We start from the raw sequence: 17,836 nt of genomic DNA, 5'->3' as shown, positions 1-17,836 counted from the left end.
CATGCTCTGTCAAGACTTTGATTATTAATTTATGCAGGATGGCGTGATGGAGAGGGGCGCATGGGACGGGGTGACGCCGCTCTCGAGACGTCAGGGGGCGGGCGGGCCGGTCGTCGCCCGGGGCACGAAGACGATGGGCGGCGCCTCGAGCGTGGGGGGCCTCTGGCCGTCGAGCACGGCCAACACCGTCTCGCCCACCATCTCGCCGATCCGCTGGACGTCGTGGCTGAGGGCCGAGAGCGGCGGCTCGGAGAGCTGGCACTGCGCCGAGTCGTCCCACGCGACGATCGAGAGGTCGCCGGGCACGCCCAGTCCACGGCGTCGCGCCTCGGCGAGCCCACCGAGGGCCATGAGATCGTTGTCGAAGACCACCGCGGTCGGGACGCCCGGGGCGCCCTCGACGGCCCGGTCGTCCGGGTCGCCGCGTCCGTCGAGGAGTGCCGAGAGGGCTCGCTCGCCCGACTCGAACGAGTAGTCGCCCGTCACCGTCGCCGCGGTCAGCCCGCGATCGTCGCAGACCGACGCGAAGGTGTCCCGGCGCGCGACGGAGTGGGCGAGGCGAAGCGGTCCGCTGACGTGGGCGAGACGGACGTGACCCAGCAGGGCCAGCGCGTCCACCGCCTCCTCGACGGCGACGTCGTCGTTCGTCCAGACGGCGGGGAGCCCACTCGAGATCGCGGGCGACGAGACCGAGATCGCGGGGAGCTCGAGCTCGGCGACCAGGGCCACCCGCGGGTCGTCGACGCTCAGGTCGACGAGCACGACGGCGTCCACGACGCCCTCGGTCGACCACCGGCGGCACAGGTCGAGCTCGGCCTCCCGGTCGGCGAGGACCCGGAGCAGGACGGCGTGGCCCCGCGGCCGCACGACGCGGTCGAGGCCGGCGGTGAGCTCGTGGAAGTACGGCTCGGCCCCGTAGATCTCGCTGGGACGCACCAGGGTCAGGCCGATCGGCCGCGGGAGGCGCGACGGACGGTCGCTCTCGGTCAGGGTCGCGTCTCGCATCGCCTCGTCCTCCTCGGCCCCGATCACGGTGCCGTGCGCTCTCTCGTGACCGCTATCGTGTCACCGACGCGGGCCGGCACCACACCAGGGCTCGCCCGAGGTACGGAGGACGACGTGGCCAGACCCGAGTCCTCCGCGTCCGGGCCGGGCAGCAGGGCACTCGTCGTCGACGTCATCCGTTCGTCCGGCCCCATCAGCAGGGTCGAGCTGACCTCGACGACCGGCCTCACCCAGCCGAGCATCTCGAACATCGTCCGCAGGTTGCTCGCCGAGGGCATCGTCCGCGAGAGCGGTCGGGTCGCCTCCGGCGGCGGCAAGCCCCGGACCCTCGTCGAGATCAACCCGGGCGCCCTCTACGCCGTCGGCGTCCAGCTCGGCTACGAGTCGATGACCTTCGTCGCCACGGGGGCCGGCGGAGGCATCGTCGCGCGTCAACTCGTCGACGGGGCGTCGCTCGACGCACCGGACGAGGTCACCGACCGGCTGGTGGCGCAGTTCGACGCCTTCGTGGACGCCGCCGGCATCTCGCGGGCGTCGATCGCCGGAGTCGCGGTCGTCGCGCCCGGCCCGCTCTCGGCGGACCACGGCGCCATCCTCCGATCGCCGACGCTGAGGCGATGGGAGGGCTTCTCGCTCCGGGACAGGCTCTCCGAACGCCTCGACGTCCCCGTCCTGATCGACAACGACGCCGCGGCTGCCGCCGTGGGCGAGTTCTGGACGCGTCGCGTCCCCCGCACCGAGACCTTCGCCGGCATCTACATGGGCACGGGCCTCGGTGCGGGCATCATCATCGACGGGGCCCTGTACCGCGGCGCGAGCTCGAACGCCGGCGAGCTGGGGCACCTGTCCGTCGACCTCGACGGCGAGCCGTGCTTCTGCGGGAACCGCGGCTGTGCGGAACGGTACGCGGCACCGGCCGCCGTCCTGCACCGGGCCCGTGAACGGTCGGGATTCCTGACCGGCCTCGGACTCGCCTTCGAGGAGCACACCGTGGCCCAGGACTTCGACCGCCTGGCCCGTGCCGCGGTGGGCGGCCACGCGGTCGCCGCAGAGCTGATCGCGACGTCCGCCCGCTACCTCGCCGCCGCCGTGGTCTCGTTCGTCAACGTGCTCGACGTCGACCGACTCGTGCTCTGCGGCCCGAGCATCGCGGTGGCCGGTTCGGTGTACGCCCGCGCCGTCCGTGATCGGCTGGCCGAGAGCGCCTTCGCCCGGCAGTCGCATGACGTCCGGGTCGAGCTGGCGACGAACCCTAGGGACTCGGCGGCCATCGGCGCGGCGGCCCTGGTCCTGCAGAGCTCGGTCGCCCCCGGCCACGGACCACGGCTCGTCCGGCCGACCTGACCGGCCGCCCGCGCCACCCGGTGCCCCGCGCCGGAAGCGGCCAGACAAGCACCGAAGACGAGAAAAGCCCCTGCCGCGTAGGGCACGAGCCGTGCTTTTTCGCGCCGGAGGCGCACGCCGCTGGAGGCGGCCAGACAAACACCGAAGACGAGGAAAGCCCCTGCCGTGTTGGGCAGGGGCTTTCGAGTCGCGTGCGCCTGGAGGGACTCGAACCCCCAACCTTCTGATCCGTAGTCAGATGCTCTATCCGTTGAGCTACAGGCGCGTTTCGTTGGCCGATTGGCCAGAGGAAACACTACACGAGGGAGGCGCGGGGCGCGAATCGAGGCCGACCCGCGCCTCCTGGGCTCGCGTCAGTAGGTGTGCTTGCCCTCGCCGTCGCCCTTGTAGTCGCCGATCAGCTCGTCGACCTCGGAGGCGTCGGCCTGGCCGGGCCGGCGCGTGGGGACGGCGTCCTCAGCCGGACCGTCGTCGAGGCCGCGCGAGCCGGTGCCACCGTCGGGGTGGTTCTCGCTGGTGATCTCGACGGGGCGGTCGTCCCGCTCGCCGACGGTGTGGTCGCCGTGACCCTCGCCACTGCTGTTGCCGCTGCGTTCGAGCTCGGTCTCGTCGGGGCCGTGCGGGTCGTCCGGGGTCTTCGTCATCGGGTTCCTCCTGCGGGCCGGGCCGTCCGGCTGCCGTGCTCCGAGCATGCGCCGCCGCCCCCTCCCCCGCCCGCGACACCCACCACACTCTCGGTTCGCCCCGCCGCCAGACGCACAAGACTCGTTGCGCAACGCTTCTTGTTCATCTAGGGTCAGGGCATGACCCCGCGCGAGACCTCCCGCAGCACCCTCACCGACGCCGCCTCGATGCGGGTGCTCGCGCACCCGACGCGGTTGCGCCTCCTCGGCCTGCTGCGCGAGCGGGGCCCGCAGACCGCCGCCCAACTGGGCGACGCGGTCGACGAGGCCCCCGGCACCATCAGCTACCACCTGTCGAAGCTCGCCTCGATCGACCTGATCGGCCCGGCCGAGCGACCGACCGCCGACCGCCGCGAGCGCTGGTGGCAGGCCACGACGCAGCTCACGAGCTGGGAGCCGGCCGACCTGCTCGACGACCCCGACCGCCTCGTCGCGTCGTCCGCCCTGCAGAAGTCGATCGCCCAGGCCTACGCCGCCCGCTTCGTCGAGTACATCGACGCCACGCCGGCCCTGCCCCGCGAGTGGGTCGCGGCCGGGGCCAGCGGCGACCGCAGCCTGCGGTTGACCGTCGACGAGCTCGCCGGGCTGCGCGGCGAGCTCGAGTCCGTCGTCGACCGCTGGCTCGACGCGAGCGCCGCGCACGACCCCTCGGTCGACGACGGCGCCGAACCGGTCGTCCTCGTCTACCAGGCCTACCGACGCCCCTGAGGCCCGTCGTGAGCGAGAACGGACGAGCCGAGGAGGCGCGGGTCGCCGACAGCGCCCCTCACGACGGTCGTCGCCGCGGCCGCCACCCCGGAGGGACGGACGGCCCGCCCGACGCGCACGACGGGGACGACCGCGCCCCCGCCGCCGAGGCCGCTCGCGGCGTCCGGACCTCCCACTCGGCCCGGGTCGCCCTGTCGTCACTCGTCGCCGCCCACGCGATCTCGCAGACCGGCAACGTCGTGACCGCCTTCGCCGTCCCCTTCTACGTCCTGGGCCTCGGCGGGTCGGGGGCCGAGGTCGGCCTCGCGGCGGCGTTCGCGACGGCTCCGGTGATCGTCGGCGGTCCGCTCGGCGGCGTGGTCGTCGACCGGGTGGGGCACCGCCGGGCCGCGATCGTCGCCGACTTGGTGAGCGGCGCCTCCGTCCTCTCGATGCCCGTGCTCGCCCTGACCGTCGGGTTGCCGTTCTGGGCGCTGCTGGCACTCGTCTTCGTCGGCGGGCTGCTCGACACCCCGGGGCAGACCGCCCGCCGGGTCATGCTGCCCGGGCTCACCGAGCGCGCCGGGGTGCGCATCGAACGGAGCGTCGGGCTGCTCGACGGGTCGGAGCGCTTCGCGAAGTTGATCGGAGCCTCGCTCGCGGGGCTGCTCGTCGCCGCCGTCGGTCCCATCGCGTCCCTGTTCGTCAACGCCGCCACCTTCGCGATCTCGGCCGCGCTGACCCGGGCGCTCGTCCCGGCGCCCGATCCGGCACGGACCGGCTCACCGGTCGCCGTCGCCGCCGATCGCACGACCGACGACCCGGTGACCGAGCCGGCCCGCGCCTCCTACCGGGCCGACCTGGCCGAGGGCGCCCGCTTCGTCGTGCGCGACCCGCTGATGCGGCTGCTCGTCGCCCTCGTGCTGGTCACCAACCTGCTCGACGCGGCTCGCGGGTCGACCCTGCTGCCCCTCTACGCGAACGACCGACTGGGAGGCGCGGCCGCGTTGGGACTGCTGGTCGCCACCATGGGCGGGTGCGCCCTCGCCGGCAACGTCGCCTTCGGCTTCGTCGCCCACCGGGTGCCGCGGCGCGTCACCTTCGTGGCGTGCTTCGCCCTGGCCGGTGGCCCCTCGAGCCTGGCGTTCGCCCTCGCGGCGCCGCTCCCGTGGCTGGTCGCCGCGACCGCCCTCTCGGGCCTGGCCGCGGGCGCGCTCAACCCGATCCTCGGAGCCGTCGAGCTCGAGCGCGTGCCGGAGCACCTCAGGGGGCGCGTGTTCGGCCTGCTCAACGCGGGTGCCTGGGCCGGCATCCCGGCCGGTGCCCTGCTGGGCGGCCTGGCGGCCGACACGATCGGGCTGACGGTCGCCTTCGGCATCGTCGCCGCGGTGTACACCCTGGTGACGCTGACCCCGCTGGCCGGCGGGCCGTGGCGTCAGATGGAGCGCCGCCCGACGGGAGCCGGCCCACACCCTGCACCCCCGCTGTGAGTCACGGCGGCCCCGGCGCATCGGCAGGTCGGACCGAGCCGGTTTCCAGGCGGCGTGTAGTTAGCTCGTCCGGTGACCGCTCAGCCCACCCTCTCGACGACCCCGGCCGTCCGCCGACGGGTCACGGGCCGTTGGGTCGTCGCCTCGTCGGCGTCGCTCGTCGTGCTGGCGGGCGTGTACACGATCGCGGTCCTCACCGAGGCCGGGCAGTCCATCGAGGACAGCATCCTGCGCTCGGTCGACGGCACCACGCTGCTGCAGTCGGGCGCGGCCCTCGACGCGATCTCTCCCCCGGCCGTGCTGCTCGTGGTCGGCGTGACGATGGTCGTCGCGTTCCTCCGCCGCCGCCCGGGGTCGGCCCTGCAGGCCGGCGTGCTCATCGTCGGCGCGACGGTCACCACGCAGGTGCTCAAACAGCTCGCCCCGCGCCCCGAGCTGACCGGCGAGATCTACGGCAACAGCTTCCCCAGCGGTCACGTCACGGTGGCCGTCGCCGCCGTGCTGGCCATCATGACCACGTTCGGTCGGCACGTCCGGCCCCTGTTCTTCATGATCGGTGCGGCGTTCGCGGCCGTCGTCGCCGAGCAGACCGTGGCCTTCGGCTGGCACCGGTGCAGCGACGTCGTCGGGGCCTGCGCGGTCGCCCTGCTCTGGCTCGGCGTCGTCCGCATCGCCGCCGCCCGCCTCTCGCGCGACCCCCGCGGCCGCGACGACGTCGGCCCTCGCTCGCACGGGGCCACCTCTGTCGTGCTCGGCCTCGCCCTCGTCGTGTGCCTCACGCTCTCGGGCGCCATCTGGAGCATCGGCATCGGCGCCGACATGAGCCTCACGACCTCGACCGGGCAGGGCGTCCTGATGGGCGCGCGCCTGGCCGCCGCCGGGGTCGTGCTCGTCACCTGCTGGATCGCCTGGAAGCTCGACCGCAAGGCCTGACGGCCCGTCGCCGTCGGCTCGGCGCGCGCTGCCTGACGGCCTGACGGCTCGACGCCGTCGGCACGGTGCGCGGCACCCGTCGGCTCGGCCCGCGAGGCCGTCGGCTCGGCCCGCGGCACCCGTCGGCTCGGCCCGCGGCACCCGTCGGCTCAGCCCGCGGCACCCGTCGGCTCAGCCCGCGAGTCCGTCGGCTCAGCCGGCGGCGCCCGTGCCGAACAGCAACCCGAGCAGGTACGTCACGGCGGCCGCGCCGAACCCGATGCCGAGCTGACGCAGCGCACGCTTGAGCGGACTCGCGCCCGACAGCAACCCCACGACGGCGCCCGTGCCGAGCAGCGCGACGCCGACGAGGGCGGCGGCCACGACGACGGCCGTGATCCCCGACAACCCGAACAGGTAGGGCAGCACCGCGATCACGGCCCCGGACGCGAAGAAGCAGAAGCTCGAGGCGGCAGCCCCGAACGCCGTGCCGAGGGTCTCGTGGGTGGCGGGTTCGTCGGCCGAGCGCGCCTCCTGGTCGGGGGCGTCGGCCCAGCCGGCCGTGGCGGCGCCCGGCGCGGCGCCCGCAGGAGGCGCGCTCGGCGACGACGCCCCTCGCCCCGCGCCCGCCAGCACCTGCCGCGCGTGGGCCTCGGCCTCGTCCGGCGACATGCCCCGCGCCCGGTACACGAGCGCCAGCTCGTTGGCGTCGACGTCGAGGTCGGGCAGCACCTGCCGTGCCGTCGGGTCAGGCGTCGAGGCGTCGAGCAGTTCGCGCTGCGACCGCACCGAGACGTACTCGCCCGCCCCCATCGACAACGCACCGGCGAGCAGCCCCGAGAGTCCGGTCAGCAGCACGACGTGGTTTGCGACGCCCGAGGCGCTGATGCCCAGCACGAGCGCGAGGTTGCTGACGAGACCGTCGTTCGCCCCGAACACCGCCGCGCGGAACGACCCCGACAACCGGTTGCGTCCGCGTTCGGCGAGCCCTCGCACGACCTCGCCGTGGATGCGTTCGTCCGCGGCCATCGCGTCCGTGGCGTCGGCGTCGGTCGCGTAGGGCGAGCGCGCCTCGGCGCTCTGCACCAGCGCGAGCACGAAGATCGAGCCGAAGCGCCGGGCGAGCAGGCCGAGCACGCGGGTGCGCAGGTCGGTGCGGGCCGGACGCCCGACGTCGTCGCCCAGCAGGTCGACCCAGTGCTGGGCGTGACGCCCCTCGGCGTCGGCCAGGGCGAGCAGGATGGCGCGCTCCTCGCCGTCGCGACGACGGGCGAGGTCGCGGTAGGTGGACTCCTCGGCCCGCTCGTCGGCGAGGTAGCGGCGCCAGCGGCGCAGGTCGGCCGGGGTGCGGGTGCTGGTGCTGGTGGGCATGCGCTCAGTATCGCCGCCACCCCGCCCCCGCGGCCGGCGCCCGACCCCTGCCTGGGTGCATCGTTCGCCGCCGGAACCAGGGGTCGGTCTCGACCGCCCCCGAGCCACCCCCGCGACCGGCGCTCAACCCCTGCCTAGGCAAATCGCTCGCCGCCGGAACCAGGGGTCGGCCTCGACCGCCCCCAAGCCACCCCCGCGACCGGCGCTCAACCCCTGCCTAGGCAAATCGCTCGCCGCCGGAACCGAGGGTCGGGCCGACACAGGGTCGGGCCGGCCGCTCACGCGGGTACGGTCGACCGGTGCCCCCGCCCACGACGCCGCCCCCACCGCGCTATCTCGGCGTCGACCTCGCCTGGCGCGACTCGACGCCCGGGCGTCCGGCGAACGAGACCGGCCTGGCCGTGATCGACGCCGAGGGCACGGTGCTCGACGCCGGCTGGGCCCGCGGGGTCGACGAGGTCGAGGCCTGGGTGCTGCGCTGGTCGACGCCCGGGTCCGTCGTGGCCGTGGACGCGCCCGTGCTCGTGCCGAACGCGACGGGCATGCGGGCGAGCGAGCGGCTCGTGGCGCGGGCCTACGGTCGGTGGCACGTCTCGGCCAACGCGAGCAGCGCCTCCTTGCCCTGGCTCGGCGGACGCACCCTCGGCGAGCGCCTCGAACGCGCCGGCGGCGTCTACGACGACGGCGTCGTCCCCCTGCCCGCCGACGCCGTGGGGCACTTCGAGTGCTACCCGTACACGACGCTCGTCGGCATGGTCGAGCTCGGCTACGACGACAAGCGTCCGCGGTACAAGCGTCCCGACCTGACGCTGCCCAAGGAGGCGCGGCGCGTGGCCCGGGCGGCGGCCTGCGACGAGCTGCTGCGCCGGCTGGGCGCGCTGAGCGGGGCCGAGGTTCCGGTGCGCCTGGCGTCGCACCCGGTGTCGGCCACCCTGCTCGACGAGCCGTCGCCGCTCGTCGACCGCGCCTACAAGCACCGCGAGGACCTGCTCGACGCACTCGTCTGCGCCTGGACGGCCGCGCTGCGGGCCCGCACGCCCGAGCGCCTGCAGGTGCTCGGCGTCGACACCGAGCCGGACGAGCGCGGGAGGCGCGCGACGCTGCTCTCACCGGCCCGCCCCGAGCAACGGCTCGGCCCCGCCCCCGTGGCGCGGCTCGGCTGAGGGGCATCCCGTGCCTCCCGCCGTGACGGCCCCGGGGCGCGACCCGACGGGATCACCCGACCCGCGCCTCCCGGCGTGAGGGCCCCGGGGCGCGACCCGACAGGGCGACCCGACCCGCGCCTCCGGGGCGCGACCCGACGGGACGACCCGACCCGCGCCTCCGGCCGTCGACTCGTGCCGGCCGTGTGGCAGGCTGACGGCATGCCCGCACGACCCGTGACCGTCCGCCGCACGACCGCCGACGACTGGCAGCGCGTCCGCGACCTCCGCCTCGCGATGTTGGCGGACACGCCGATCGCGTACGGAGAGACGCTCGCCGTCGCGCGTCGCCACGACGAGGCCGAGTGGCGGATGCGCGGCGCCCGGGGCGAGGCCGAGCACGGCACCTCGCTCATCGCGATCGACGACGGGACGGGCGACTGGGTCGGCGCCATGGGCGGCTTCCTCCAGGCGGCCGGGCAGCCCCTGCTGGTCGGGGTGTACGTGGCTCCGTCGCATCGTGGCCGGGCGGCCGGCGTCACCGACCTGTTGCTCGACGGCGTCGAGGCCTGGGCGGCGACCGAGGGCGACGCCCTGCGCCTGCACGTCCACGAGCAGAACGAACGGGCCATCGCCTTCTACCGGCGTCGCGGCTACGAGCCGACCGGGCACACGAACGCCTACGCCCTCGACCCGACGGCCCGCGAGCTCGAGATGCTCGCCCCGCTGCGCTGACGGCGCCGACCGACCCGTGGCGAGCTCGTACGACGTCTTCTTCGAGGGTCCGCACGACGAATCGCGGCAGCTCGTCGAGCGGACGCTGATCGACCAGGGATTCACGTTGTCGCTCGACCCGGACGGCAGCACGCGGGCGGTCCGGGGCACGCTCGTCTCGACCCTCGCCCTGCGGGCCTTCGCCGGACGGCAGCAGCTGTTGACGCTCGGCGTGCGCTGGTACGTGGACGACCGCGGGCGCCTCGTCGCCCGGGTCGTGCACGCGTCGAGCACGTCGGTGCTCGGCGGGCCGGTCGGCGTCGTGCGGGCCCAACGGGCCGTCGGCGGGCTCGTCCGGTCACTCGAGGCCGTCGCCGCGGGACGCCGGGCCGCGGCTCGCCCCGAGGGCTGACGGGACGCCCTGGCCCCCGGGCACGCCACCGGCCCTGTCCCCCGAATCACACGCGGTTGCACCCGTGCCTGTGAGGAGCGTCCACGTCTGAACCGCACCATGTCGTGCGGCCTAGCGTTCGTCGGGATGGAGGGCGCGAGCTCTGCATCGGTGTCGTCCGGACCGTGGGTCCCTGCCCGTGAAGCTCTCCCTGCGGCCCGGCGGCGTCACGGAGAGGGCGCCGGGCCCGACGGACCCGACGTCCTCTTCGTGACGCCCGACGCCCCCGTCCCCCGACCGGCCGTGTCCGCGGGCCCGGGCCGCCGCCCTTGGGCGCGTGCGGGCGCGGGTCGACGCGCGCGGCGGCGTCTCAGCCCGCGTTGTCGCTGCGTCGCGGCTCGCTACGTCGCTGCGTCGCGGCTCGCTGCGTCGCGGCTCGCAGCGTCGCGGCTCGCAGCGTCGCGGCTCGCGCCGTCGCGGCCTCGCTGCTTCGCTGCGTCGCTGCGTCGCGGCGTCTCAGCCCACGGTGCCGTCGACGTAGAGCCACCGCCGGTCGACCCGGACGAACCGGCTGACCTCGTGCTGCACCCCGGCCCCCTCGGCGTCGCGGAAGTGTGCCTCGAACTCGACCGTCCCGTCGTCGTCGAACGGCCCGCCGGCACGCGTCCGCACGATCTCGAGCCGGAACCAGCGCGTCGCCGGATCGACCTCGAGCGTGGCGGGCCGGGTCGTCGGGTGCCAGGTCTCGAGCAGGTAGGAGGCGCGGGCGAGCGCGAAGGCCGAGTACCGCGAGCGCATCAGCCGCTCCGCCGTCGGGGCTGCCACCGTGCCGTGGTGCGCCGGCCCACAGCACGACCCGTAGGTCTCGCCGCTGAGGCAGGGGCAACGCGCCGAGTCGTCGAGGTCGCGGCCGTCGGCGGGAGCTGCGGGAAGCATCAGGCCATTCTGCGGCACCGCGCCCACCGCGCCGCGCCGCCCCGCCCGCCGCACGCGCCCCTCCCCCTACCCCTGCTCCCTCCCCCACCCCCCTGCCGGAAATTCCTCATCCCTGTCGCGGCCCGACCCGCCCCCCGCCGATCCCGGCACCCGGCCGCAGCACCAGCCAGGAATTGCCCGCACCCCCACCGACATGGCACCCGGTGCGAACTCCGACACCGACACCGACACCGGCGCCGGCCCAGCCCGGCTCCGCTCCGCTCTGCTCGGCTCCGCTCTGCTCCGCTCCGCTCGGCTCGGCTCGGCTCGGCTCGGCTCCGCTCGGCTCGGCTCCGCTCCGCTCGGCTCGGCTCGGCTCGGCTCGGCTCGGCTCCGGCCTCGGTCTCAACCCCGCCTCCGCCCCGGCACCGACTCGACGTCGGCCCCGGCCCGCCTCCCAATCCGACGCCCTGACGGCAATTCCTTCCGGCTGTCGCGGCCGCACCCGTCCCCCGCCGATCCCAGCACCCGGCCGCAGCACCAGCCAGGAATTGCCCGCACCGACGCCGACAGGCCACCCGGTGCGAACACCGACAGCGACACCGGCGCCGGCCCCGCCCCTCCTCGCCTCGCCTCGCCTCGGCTTCGACCCGCCTCCGCCCCGACCCCCTGGCGGCAATTCCTGGTTGCTGTCGCGGCCGCACCCGTCCCACGCCGATCCCGGCACCCGGCCGCAGCACCAGCCAGGAATTGCCCGCACGTCGCCGACGGGGAGAGGGGCAGCGACGTCGACGGGGAGAGGGGCACCGACGCCGACGGTGAGAGGGGCAGCCACGTCGACGGGGAGAGGGGCAGCCACGCCGACGGTGAGAGGGGCAGCGACGTCGACGGGGCCGGCGAGAGGGGTGGCGACGCCGACAGGGCCAGCGAGACGGACAGGGACGTCGAGACCCACGTCGACGTCGACGTCGGACCGAGGCCGTCAGGGCTCGGGCATGCTCCCGGTCGGGCCGGGCGGGCTACACCGAGGTCGGGCCCGTGGCGCACCGACCCGGCTCCCCAATCCGGGTCGCACCCCAACAGGCCGCCCCCGCACTGGGCGTCGCCCGGACCTCCCCGACCTGGCACGGTGAGGGGGTGACGAACTCTCCGACCACCGCCTCGCACCCCGTCCACGAGCAAGAGCTCGTGTTCGCCCACGTGCGGGCCGTGCTGGACCCGGGGAAGACCGGCCGCGTGCTGCCCCGACTGTCCCGCCGCAAGACCGCTCGCGCCCTCGCGTCGGCCGGGTTCTGCAACCTCACCGGCGAACCGGTCCGCGCCGCCGCCCTGAAACAGGACGGGACGCAGTTCTTCGACCGCTCCGAGACCGTCCTCGTCGAGACCCTCAACACGGGTCGACGGTTCTACGGCCTGTTCGTCGAGCCGACCTCGCCGAGCCACGAGGACTGGGCGACCGTCACCGGCATGTTCGCCGAGCTCGGCCGCCGCGTGCACGGCCGCCTGGCCCCCGCCGACCAGTTCCGCGGCTGAGGCCCCGCGCCCCGCCGCCGCGCCCCAGCCCCAGCCCCAGCCCTGACCCCGGTCCCAGTCCCCGGCCCCGGCCCCGGCCCCACTCCGCACGAGGCAGGCGAGGCCGCACCACGTCCGCGTCGTCGAACCACCCCGGAGCGTGGTTCGACGACGCGACGCAGGTGCGACCCCGCCGACCCCGCCGACCCCGCCGACCCGGCCGACCCGGCCGACCCAGCCGACCCAGCCGAGCACCCTCGCACCCGCCGCCCCGCACGCCCATCCGCACCCACCCGCCCCCGCCCCGCACCCGGTAGCGTCGCGGCATGCACGCCCTGCCACCCGGAGCCCTCCGCATCGTCCACCTCAGCGACTCGCACCTGCTCGCGGACGGGGCCCTGCACCAGGGCGTCGTCGACACGGTCGAGGCGCTCGACCTCGTGCTGGCGGAGGCCGCGCGGGTCGAGGGGGTGCGACTGCTGGTGGGGTCGGGTGACCTGTCGGACGACGGCAGCCGCGCCTCCTACCGGCACCTGCGCGAGCGCACCGACGCGTGGGCCCGTGCGGCCGGCGCCGAGGTCGTGCTCGTGCCCGGCAACCACGACGTGCGCGCGGGCTTCGCCGAGGTGCTCGGCGGTGACCCGGCGGGGCCGCTCGACCTCGTCCGCGAGGTGGACGGCTGGCGGGTGATCGGGCTCGACACCTCGGTGCCCGGGGCCGGGTACGGGCTGGTGCGGCCCGAGCAGCTCGCCCGGTTGCGCGACGAGCTGGCCACGCCGGCCGCACGCGGCACCGTGCTCGTGCTGCACCACCCGCCGATCGCCGCGCCGACGACCCTGCACGAGTCGCTCGCCCTGCAGGACCCGGAGGCGCTGGCCGCGGTCCTCGAGGGATCGGACGTCCGCGTCGTCCTCGCCGGGCACTACCACCACCACGTCGTCGGCCACCTCGCGGGCGTTCCCGTGGTGGTCGCGCCCGGGGTGGCGAACGACACGGACGTGCTGGCCTCCGTCGGCACCGAGCGGGCCGTGCGCGGCTCGGGCTTCGTGGTGGTCGAACTGTCGGCCGAGGGAGCGGTGCGCTCGACCGTGGTGCGCGCGCACGAGCCGCGCGACGGCGACGAGGTCTTCGTGCTCGACGAGGCCGCCGTCTCGCGCATCGCCGCCGAGGCCGGAGTCCCGCCCGCCGGCTGACGCGCGCCTCCCCACCGCCCGTCCGGCCCCGCCGCCCCGTCCCGCCCCGCCGCCCCGTCCGGCCCCGCCCCCAGGGGCCGCGCGTAGGCTCGGCCCAGGTCTGCCGCCCACCCGGGGTCGGCGCGAGGCCGTTCGTCGAGTCGTGAAAGTGAGACCCCATGCGCGTGGTCGTCGTCGGAGCCACGGGCAACCTGGGCACCGCCCTGCTGACCCGTCTCCAGGCCGAACCCGAGGTGACCTCGCTCGTCGGCGTCGCCCGACGGGGTCCGCGCATGGCGACGCCGCCCTACGGCGAGGTCACGTGGTTCTCGATCGACGTCGGGGCCGACGACTCCCCTCTCGCGCTCGAGCGGGCCTTCGCCGGGGCCGACGCCGTCGTGCACCTCGGCTGGGCCCTGCAGCCGAGCCACCGCAAGGCCGTCATGTACCGCACGAACGTGATCGGCACGTCGCACGTGCTCGGCGCCGCCGCCCGGGCGGGCGTGCCTCACGTGCTCGTCGCCTCGTCGGTGGGCGCCTACTCGCGCGGGCCCAAGGGGCGCCGGGTCGACGAGGGCTACAAGACGAAGGGCGTCCGCCGGTCGAGCTACTCGAAGCACAAGGCGATCAACGAGCGCGTCATGGACGCGTTCGCCGAGCAGCACCCCGAGGTCACCCTGACCCGCATGCGTCCGGGGCTGGTGTTCCAGGCCGCCGCCGCGAGCGAGATCGTCGGGCTGTTCGTCGGCCGCTGGGTGCCCACCCGCTGGATGCAGCGCGTGCGACCGCCGTTCGTGCCGCTGGCCCCGCGTTTCGTCTCGCAGGTCGTGCACGCGAGCGACGTCGCCGACGCGTTCTGGCGGGCGATCGACCGTCGCGCCGGCGGCGCCTTCAACCTCGCGGCCGAGCCCGTCGTCGACCCCGACCTCATCGCGAAGGCCTTCGGCTCGCGCCTGCTGCCCGTGCCGTACCGACTGCTGCGCGCGATCGTGCAGCTGACCTGGCTGGCCCGCCTGCAGCCCACCGAGCCGGGCTGGCTCGACATCGCCGCGAAGATCCCGGTCATGTCGACCGAGAGGGCGCGCACCGTGCTCGGCTGGACGCCCCGCCACACCTCGGACGAGACCCTGCGCGAGTTCGCCCACGCCCTGGCGCAGCGGACGAACCACGAGGGGTCGCACCCGCTGCACGGCTGAGGCCGCCGCCAGCCCTGCCAGCCCTGCCTGCCCCGAAAGCCGTGCGGGCCGTGCGGGCCCGCCGACCGCAGCGGCCCCGCGCACCCGCTACGGCAGGCCCAGCTCGATCACGCCGTCGTCGAGCACCCGCACCGTCACCTCGCCGTACCCCGTGATGCGGGGCAACCCGTCGGCGGCGGGCCCGTCGTGGTCGCCCACGACGACGACCGAGGCTCCGGAGGCGCGGGCGGCCTCGAGCCCCGCCGCGGCGTCCTCGAAGACGACGACGTCACCGGGGTCGACGCCCAGCAGCTCGGCAGCCAGCAGGTAGCCGTCCGGCGCGGGCTTGCCGACCGGGACGTGCTCGGACGCCAGGACGACCGCCGGCCAGGGCACCCCCGCCTCGGCCATGCGCGACCGGGCCAGGTCGAGGTTCGCACTCGTCACGAGCGCCACCCGGTCGCTCGGCAGGCCCGCCACGAAGGCACCGGCCCCGGGCATCTCGACGGTGCCACCGCGACCGTCGGCCTCGACGGCCTGCAGTCCGTCGGTCAGCGCCCGCGCCTCGCCCTCCGGCAACCGGGGCAGGAACCGCCGCACGGTGTCGTGGGTCTGCCGTCCGTGGGCGAAGGCGAGCAGCTCGACCACGTCGAGGTCGTGCTCGGCCGCGAAGTCGGTCCAGATGCGCTCCACCACGGCGGTGGAGTCGACGAGCGTGCCGTCCATGTCGAACGCGATCGCGCGGCAGGTCAGTGTCGTCATGCCGCCAGTCTGCCCCGGCGCACATGCGGCACGCACCCCGGCGGCGTACCGTGCGCGCATGCACGATGACGAGCACGACACCACGACCGGTTCCACTCCGAGCGACACCTCCGCGACCACCGACGGGGTCGGGTACGCGGGCACGGCCGACACCGCGCCGGACCGTCGCGACAGCGACGACCCGACGGCGGACTTCCCGCGCAGCGAGGAGACCACCGCCGAGATGCAGCGGTCGGCCACCGAGGACTCCCCCGCCGTCGACTCCGACACCGACCTCGACGCCGTCCAGGCGCTGCCCGGTGAGGGCGGCCCGGACGACGGTGGCGACATCGAGGTCGACCCCGACGACCTGAACCTCTCGGGCGACTCGATCCCCGGGCACCCCAAGCCCGGCGAACCCGACCCGGCCGACGACGCCACCCCGACGAACCCCAAGCCCGGGCCGCCGAAGCCCCGCGGCTGACCCCGCGAGCGGCTGGCCCCGTGAGCGGCTGACCCCGCCCGCGGACCGACCACGAAGGGCCGCACCGTCTCGACGGTGCGGCCCTTCCGCGCGTGTGGTGTGGTGCCGGGTGAGCCGCCCCGTGAAGAAGCTCTCAGCCCACCGGGCACCACGCGCCCACCATGGGCGGGCTCGCTCACGGTACCTCCGCCGCCTGGGGGCGCAAGGGGTGGGGGCGCGGGGAAATGCCTGGTCAGGGCCTCGAATTAGCTAGATTGCCTAGTCATGAGGGCACCATCTCCGGACGTCGTCCGACTGCGCGGGTCACTCCCCGCCGCGAGGTCGCGTGAGCGTCTAACCTCTCGCCGCCGAGCGACTTTCCACAGCCTGTCCACAAAGCGAAAACCGCGACCCGAGGTACGGTCGAGGACGTGACCGACCTCGCTGCCGACGCCTCGCCCACCTCCGAAACCGCGCCTCCTGCCCCCGTGCTGGTGGTCATCGAGCGGGCCCGGGCCGGGGCCGTCGGCGAGGGCCGCGGGTGGCGCGTCGCCGACGCGGCCGAGCCCGTCGTCACCGCCATCGACCTGGGCGTGACGCGGGGCGACGGCGTCTTCGAGGCGTTCGGCGTCGTCGACGGCGCGGTGCAGGCGCTCGAGCCGCACCTGCGCCGCCTGGCCCGCTCGGCGGCCCTGCTCGACCTGCCGCCCCTCGACCTCGACCTCATCCGCGAGGCCGTGCTGGCCTCGGCGGGCGCCCACGCGCCCGTGCCGTTCGCCCTCACGAAGCTCATCGTCACCCGCGGCCTCGAGGGCGTGCCCGACAGCGAACCGACCGCCTGGGCACGGACCGAGGCGTTCGAGGACCACGCCGCCGAGCGTCGCGACGGCATCCGCGTGGTGTCGCTCGACCGGGGCTACCGGCACAACGTCGCGACGACCTCGCCGTGGCTGCTGCAGGGGGCGAAGACCCTGTCGTACGCCGTCAACAAGAGCGTCCTGCGCGAGGCCGCCCGCCGTGGGGCCGACGACGTGCTCTTCGTCAGCAGCGACGGCTACGCCCTCGAGGGCCCGTCGGCCTCGCTCGTCGCCCGCTTCGGCGACCGCTTCGTCACGCCGCGCACCGACCAGGGCATCCTCGAGGGCACGACGCAGGAGGCCGTCTTCGACGCCCTCGGCGCCCTCGGCCACGAGACCGCCTACGAACTCGTGCCGCTCGACCGCGTCCGCGAGGCCGACGGGCTGTGGCTCGTCTCGAGCGGCCGGCAGATCGCCCCCGTGTCGGCGCTCGACGACCGGGCCTTCGCGATCGACCACGAGCTGACGACGTCGCTGGTCGAGGCGCTCTGGGCCCGGCGCGCCTGACGCCGGCCGAGACGCCCGCCGGCCCACAGCCCGCAGACCCTCGGGCCCACAGCCCACCGGCCCACCGGCCCACCGGCGACCGGTCGGCACCCGTCGACGCGCCTCCCGGCGTTCGAACAGATGTCCACCTTGCGAACGCTGTCCCGGACGATGGTGGTGATCACCCGGCGACCTGCGAGAGTTCGGAACGCGTCGATTCACGGCGACGCGACCCGCACCACCCCGTTCCTCACGCGGTCGCAGGGCCGCAGAGATGAGAACAATGAACATCGTCCACGCCTCCGGGCACCACCCCCTCGCGCACGACCTGGCTCCGACCGAGCCGATCGACATCAGCGCACTCCTCCTGGCCGAGGCCTCGGCATGAACGCCGCCGACCTCGCCCGCCTCAGCCACGACCAGCTCGTGGCTCACGTCCGTCGCTCCGTCGACGTGACCGGTCACTACGTGGCCGACCGTCGGGTGCCCGCCGCCCGCATCGAGGTCTACCCCAAGCGTCGACGTGACGGCCGGTCCCACCGGTCGCACGCCGACCGTGAGCCCGTCGTCTGCGGCACCGTCGTCGACATCACGCCGGGCCCGCGCTACGCGGACTTCTTCGCCCCCGCGGCGCAGCAGCTCGCCACCGCCTGACCACCGGTCGGCCCCGCGCCGACGCACCTGACGACCGTCGTCCCCCCGGGGCGGCGGTCGTTCTCGTCGGGGGCGGACGCAGGAGGTGCGGTGCCGGTCCTCGGGACCCGCACCGCGCCTCC

The 17,836-nt window shown here is 75.1% G+C and carries 18 protein-coding genes and 1 tRNA gene; 13 read left to right on the top strand and 6 right to left on the bottom strand.

Features of this window, described 5'->3' with window-relative positions; translation table 11 throughout:
* Positions 1-90 precede the first annotated feature (90 nt).
* Positions 91-1,005, bottom strand: a complete 915-nt coding sequence (locus tag AC3CCI_RS09435; RefSeq protein ID WP_488626989.1) for a LacI family DNA-binding transcriptional regulator — start codon at positions 1,003-1,005, stop codon at positions 91-93.
* 114 nt (positions 1,006-1,119) lie between these two features.
* On the opposite strand from AC3CCI_RS09435, the gene AC3CCI_RS09430 reads away from it, so the two are divergent.
* A complete protein-coding gene (locus AC3CCI_RS09430; RefSeq protein WP_354594986.1) occupies positions 1,120-2,349 on the top strand; it encodes an ROK family transcriptional regulator in 1,230 nt (409 codons plus the stop codon).
* A 192-nt stretch (positions 2,350-2,541) separates the two neighbouring features.
* Here AC3CCI_RS09430 and AC3CCI_RS09425 read toward each other — a convergent pair.
* Both AC3CCI_RS09425 and AC3CCI_RS09420 read right to left on the bottom strand, forming a co-directional pair.
* A tRNA-Arg gene (locus AC3CCI_RS09425) sits at positions 2,542-2,614 on the bottom strand.
* A gap of 88 nt (positions 2,615-2,702) precedes the next feature.
* Positions 2,703-2,993, bottom strand: a complete 291-nt coding sequence (locus AC3CCI_RS09420) for a hypothetical protein (protein WP_354594998.1) — start codon at positions 2,991-2,993, stop codon at positions 2,703-2,705.
* Positions 2,994-3,152: 159 nt separating this feature from the next.
* On the opposite strand from AC3CCI_RS09420, the gene AC3CCI_RS09415 reads away from it, so the two are divergent.
* The 3 genes from AC3CCI_RS09415 to AC3CCI_RS09405 all read left to right on the top strand — a co-directional run bounded on the left by AC3CCI_RS09415 (position 3,153) and on the right by AC3CCI_RS09405 (position 6,142).
* Positions 3,153-3,740, top strand: coding sequence for a helix-turn-helix domain-containing protein (locus AC3CCI_RS09415; RefSeq protein ID WP_354594999.1), 588 nt, complete (start codon positions 3,153-3,155; stop codon positions 3,738-3,740).
* Between the two features lie 8 nt (positions 3,741-3,748).
* The gene (locus tag AC3CCI_RS09410) at positions 3,749-5,209 is read left to right on the top strand and encodes an MFS transporter (RefSeq protein ID WP_488626988.1); all 1,461 of its coding nucleotides are present in this window, start codon (positions 3,749-3,751) and stop codon (positions 5,207-5,209) included.
* A 72-nt stretch (positions 5,210-5,281) separates the two neighbouring features.
* Positions 5,282-6,142, top strand: a complete 861-nt coding sequence (locus AC3CCI_RS09405) for a phosphatase PAP2 family protein (protein WP_488626987.1) — start codon at positions 5,282-5,284, stop codon at positions 6,140-6,142.
* A 192-nt stretch (positions 6,143-6,334) separates the two neighbouring features.
* Here the strand turns inward: AC3CCI_RS09405 and AC3CCI_RS09400 are convergent, their stop codons facing one another.
* The gene (locus tag AC3CCI_RS09400) at positions 6,335-7,492 is read right to left on the bottom strand and encodes a VIT1/CCC1 transporter family protein (protein WP_488626986.1); all 1,158 of its coding nucleotides are present in this window, start codon (positions 7,490-7,492) and stop codon (positions 6,335-6,337) included.
* Between the two features lie 299 nt (positions 7,493-7,791).
* On the opposite strand from AC3CCI_RS09400, the gene AC3CCI_RS09395 reads away from it, so the two are divergent.
* The 3 genes from AC3CCI_RS09395 (at position 7,792) to AC3CCI_RS09385 (ending at position 9,760) form a co-directional block, all read left to right on the top strand.
* Complete coding sequence (locus AC3CCI_RS09395) at positions 7,792-8,655, top strand: DUF429 domain-containing protein (protein WP_488626985.1); 864 nt, start codon at positions 7,792-7,794, stop codon at positions 8,653-8,655.
* A gap of 201 nt (positions 8,656-8,856) precedes the next feature.
* The gene (locus AC3CCI_RS09390; protein WP_488626984.1) at positions 8,857-9,369 is read left to right on the top strand and encodes a GNAT family N-acetyltransferase; all 513 of its coding nucleotides are present in this window, start codon (positions 8,857-8,859) and stop codon (positions 9,367-9,369) included.
* A 16-nt stretch (positions 9,370-9,385) separates the two neighbouring features.
* Positions 9,386-9,760: a hypothetical protein gene (locus AC3CCI_RS09385; RefSeq protein WP_488626983.1), complete on the top strand. Its 375-nt coding sequence runs from the start codon at positions 9,386-9,388 to the stop codon at positions 9,758-9,760.
* 495 nt (positions 9,761-10,255) lie between these two features.
* Here AC3CCI_RS09385 and AC3CCI_RS09380 read toward each other — a convergent pair whose 3' ends face one another.
* Positions 10,256-10,675: a YchJ family protein gene (locus tag AC3CCI_RS09380; protein WP_488626982.1), complete on the bottom strand. Its 420-nt coding sequence runs from the start codon at positions 10,673-10,675 to the stop codon at positions 10,256-10,258.
* A 1,116-nt stretch (positions 10,676-11,791) separates the two neighbouring features.
* On the opposite strand from AC3CCI_RS09380, the gene AC3CCI_RS09375 reads away from it, so the two are divergent.
* The 3 genes from AC3CCI_RS09375 (at position 11,792) to AC3CCI_RS09365 (ending at position 14,534) form a co-directional block, all read left to right on the top strand.
* Complete coding sequence (locus AC3CCI_RS09375) at positions 11,792-12,187, top strand: hypothetical protein (RefSeq protein WP_354595007.1); 396 nt, start codon at positions 11,792-11,794, stop codon at positions 12,185-12,187.
* A gap of 305 nt (positions 12,188-12,492) precedes the next feature.
* Positions 12,493-13,359, top strand: coding sequence for a metallophosphoesterase family protein (locus AC3CCI_RS09370; protein WP_488626981.1), 867 nt, complete (start codon positions 12,493-12,495; stop codon positions 13,357-13,359).
* A 158-nt stretch (positions 13,360-13,517) separates the two neighbouring features.
* Entirely contained in the window at positions 13,518-14,534 is a 1,017-nt protein-coding gene (locus AC3CCI_RS09365) for an NAD-dependent epimerase/dehydratase family protein (protein ID WP_488626980.1), read from the top strand.
* Between the two features lie 87 nt (positions 14,535-14,621).
* On the opposite strand, the gene AC3CCI_RS09360 is transcribed toward AC3CCI_RS09365, so the two are convergent.
* Positions 14,622-15,275, bottom strand: coding sequence for an HAD-IA family hydrolase (locus AC3CCI_RS09360; RefSeq protein WP_488626979.1), 654 nt, complete (start codon positions 15,273-15,275; stop codon positions 14,622-14,624).
* Positions 15,276-15,333: 58 nt separating this feature from the next.
* On the opposite strand from AC3CCI_RS09360, the gene AC3CCI_RS09355 reads away from it, so the two are divergent.
* From AC3CCI_RS09355 to AC3CCI_RS09345, 3 genes are all read left to right on the top strand, one after another.
* Positions 15,334-15,738 carry a hypothetical protein gene (locus AC3CCI_RS09355; RefSeq protein WP_488626978.1) on the top strand — a complete coding sequence of 135 codons (405 nt, stop codon included), beginning with the start codon at positions 15,334-15,336 and terminating at the stop codon, positions 15,736-15,738.
* 410 nt (positions 15,739-16,148) lie between these two features.
* A complete protein-coding gene (locus tag AC3CCI_RS09350) occupies positions 16,149-17,081 on the top strand; it encodes an aminodeoxychorismate lyase (protein ID WP_488626977.1) in 933 nt (310 codons plus the stop codon).
* A gap of 363 nt (positions 17,082-17,444) precedes the next feature.
* Positions 17,445-17,714 carry a hypothetical protein gene (locus tag AC3CCI_RS09345; protein ID WP_488626976.1) on the top strand — a complete coding sequence of 90 codons (270 nt, stop codon included), beginning with the start codon at positions 17,445-17,447 and terminating at the stop codon, positions 17,712-17,714.
* The last annotated feature ends 122 nt before the right edge of the window (positions 17,715-17,836 follow it).

Source organism: Frigoribacterium sp. CF331, assembly GCF_057787905.1.
Note: the sequence above shows the minus strand (reverse complement) of the source record. Positions and strands in the feature narration are given on the sequence as shown.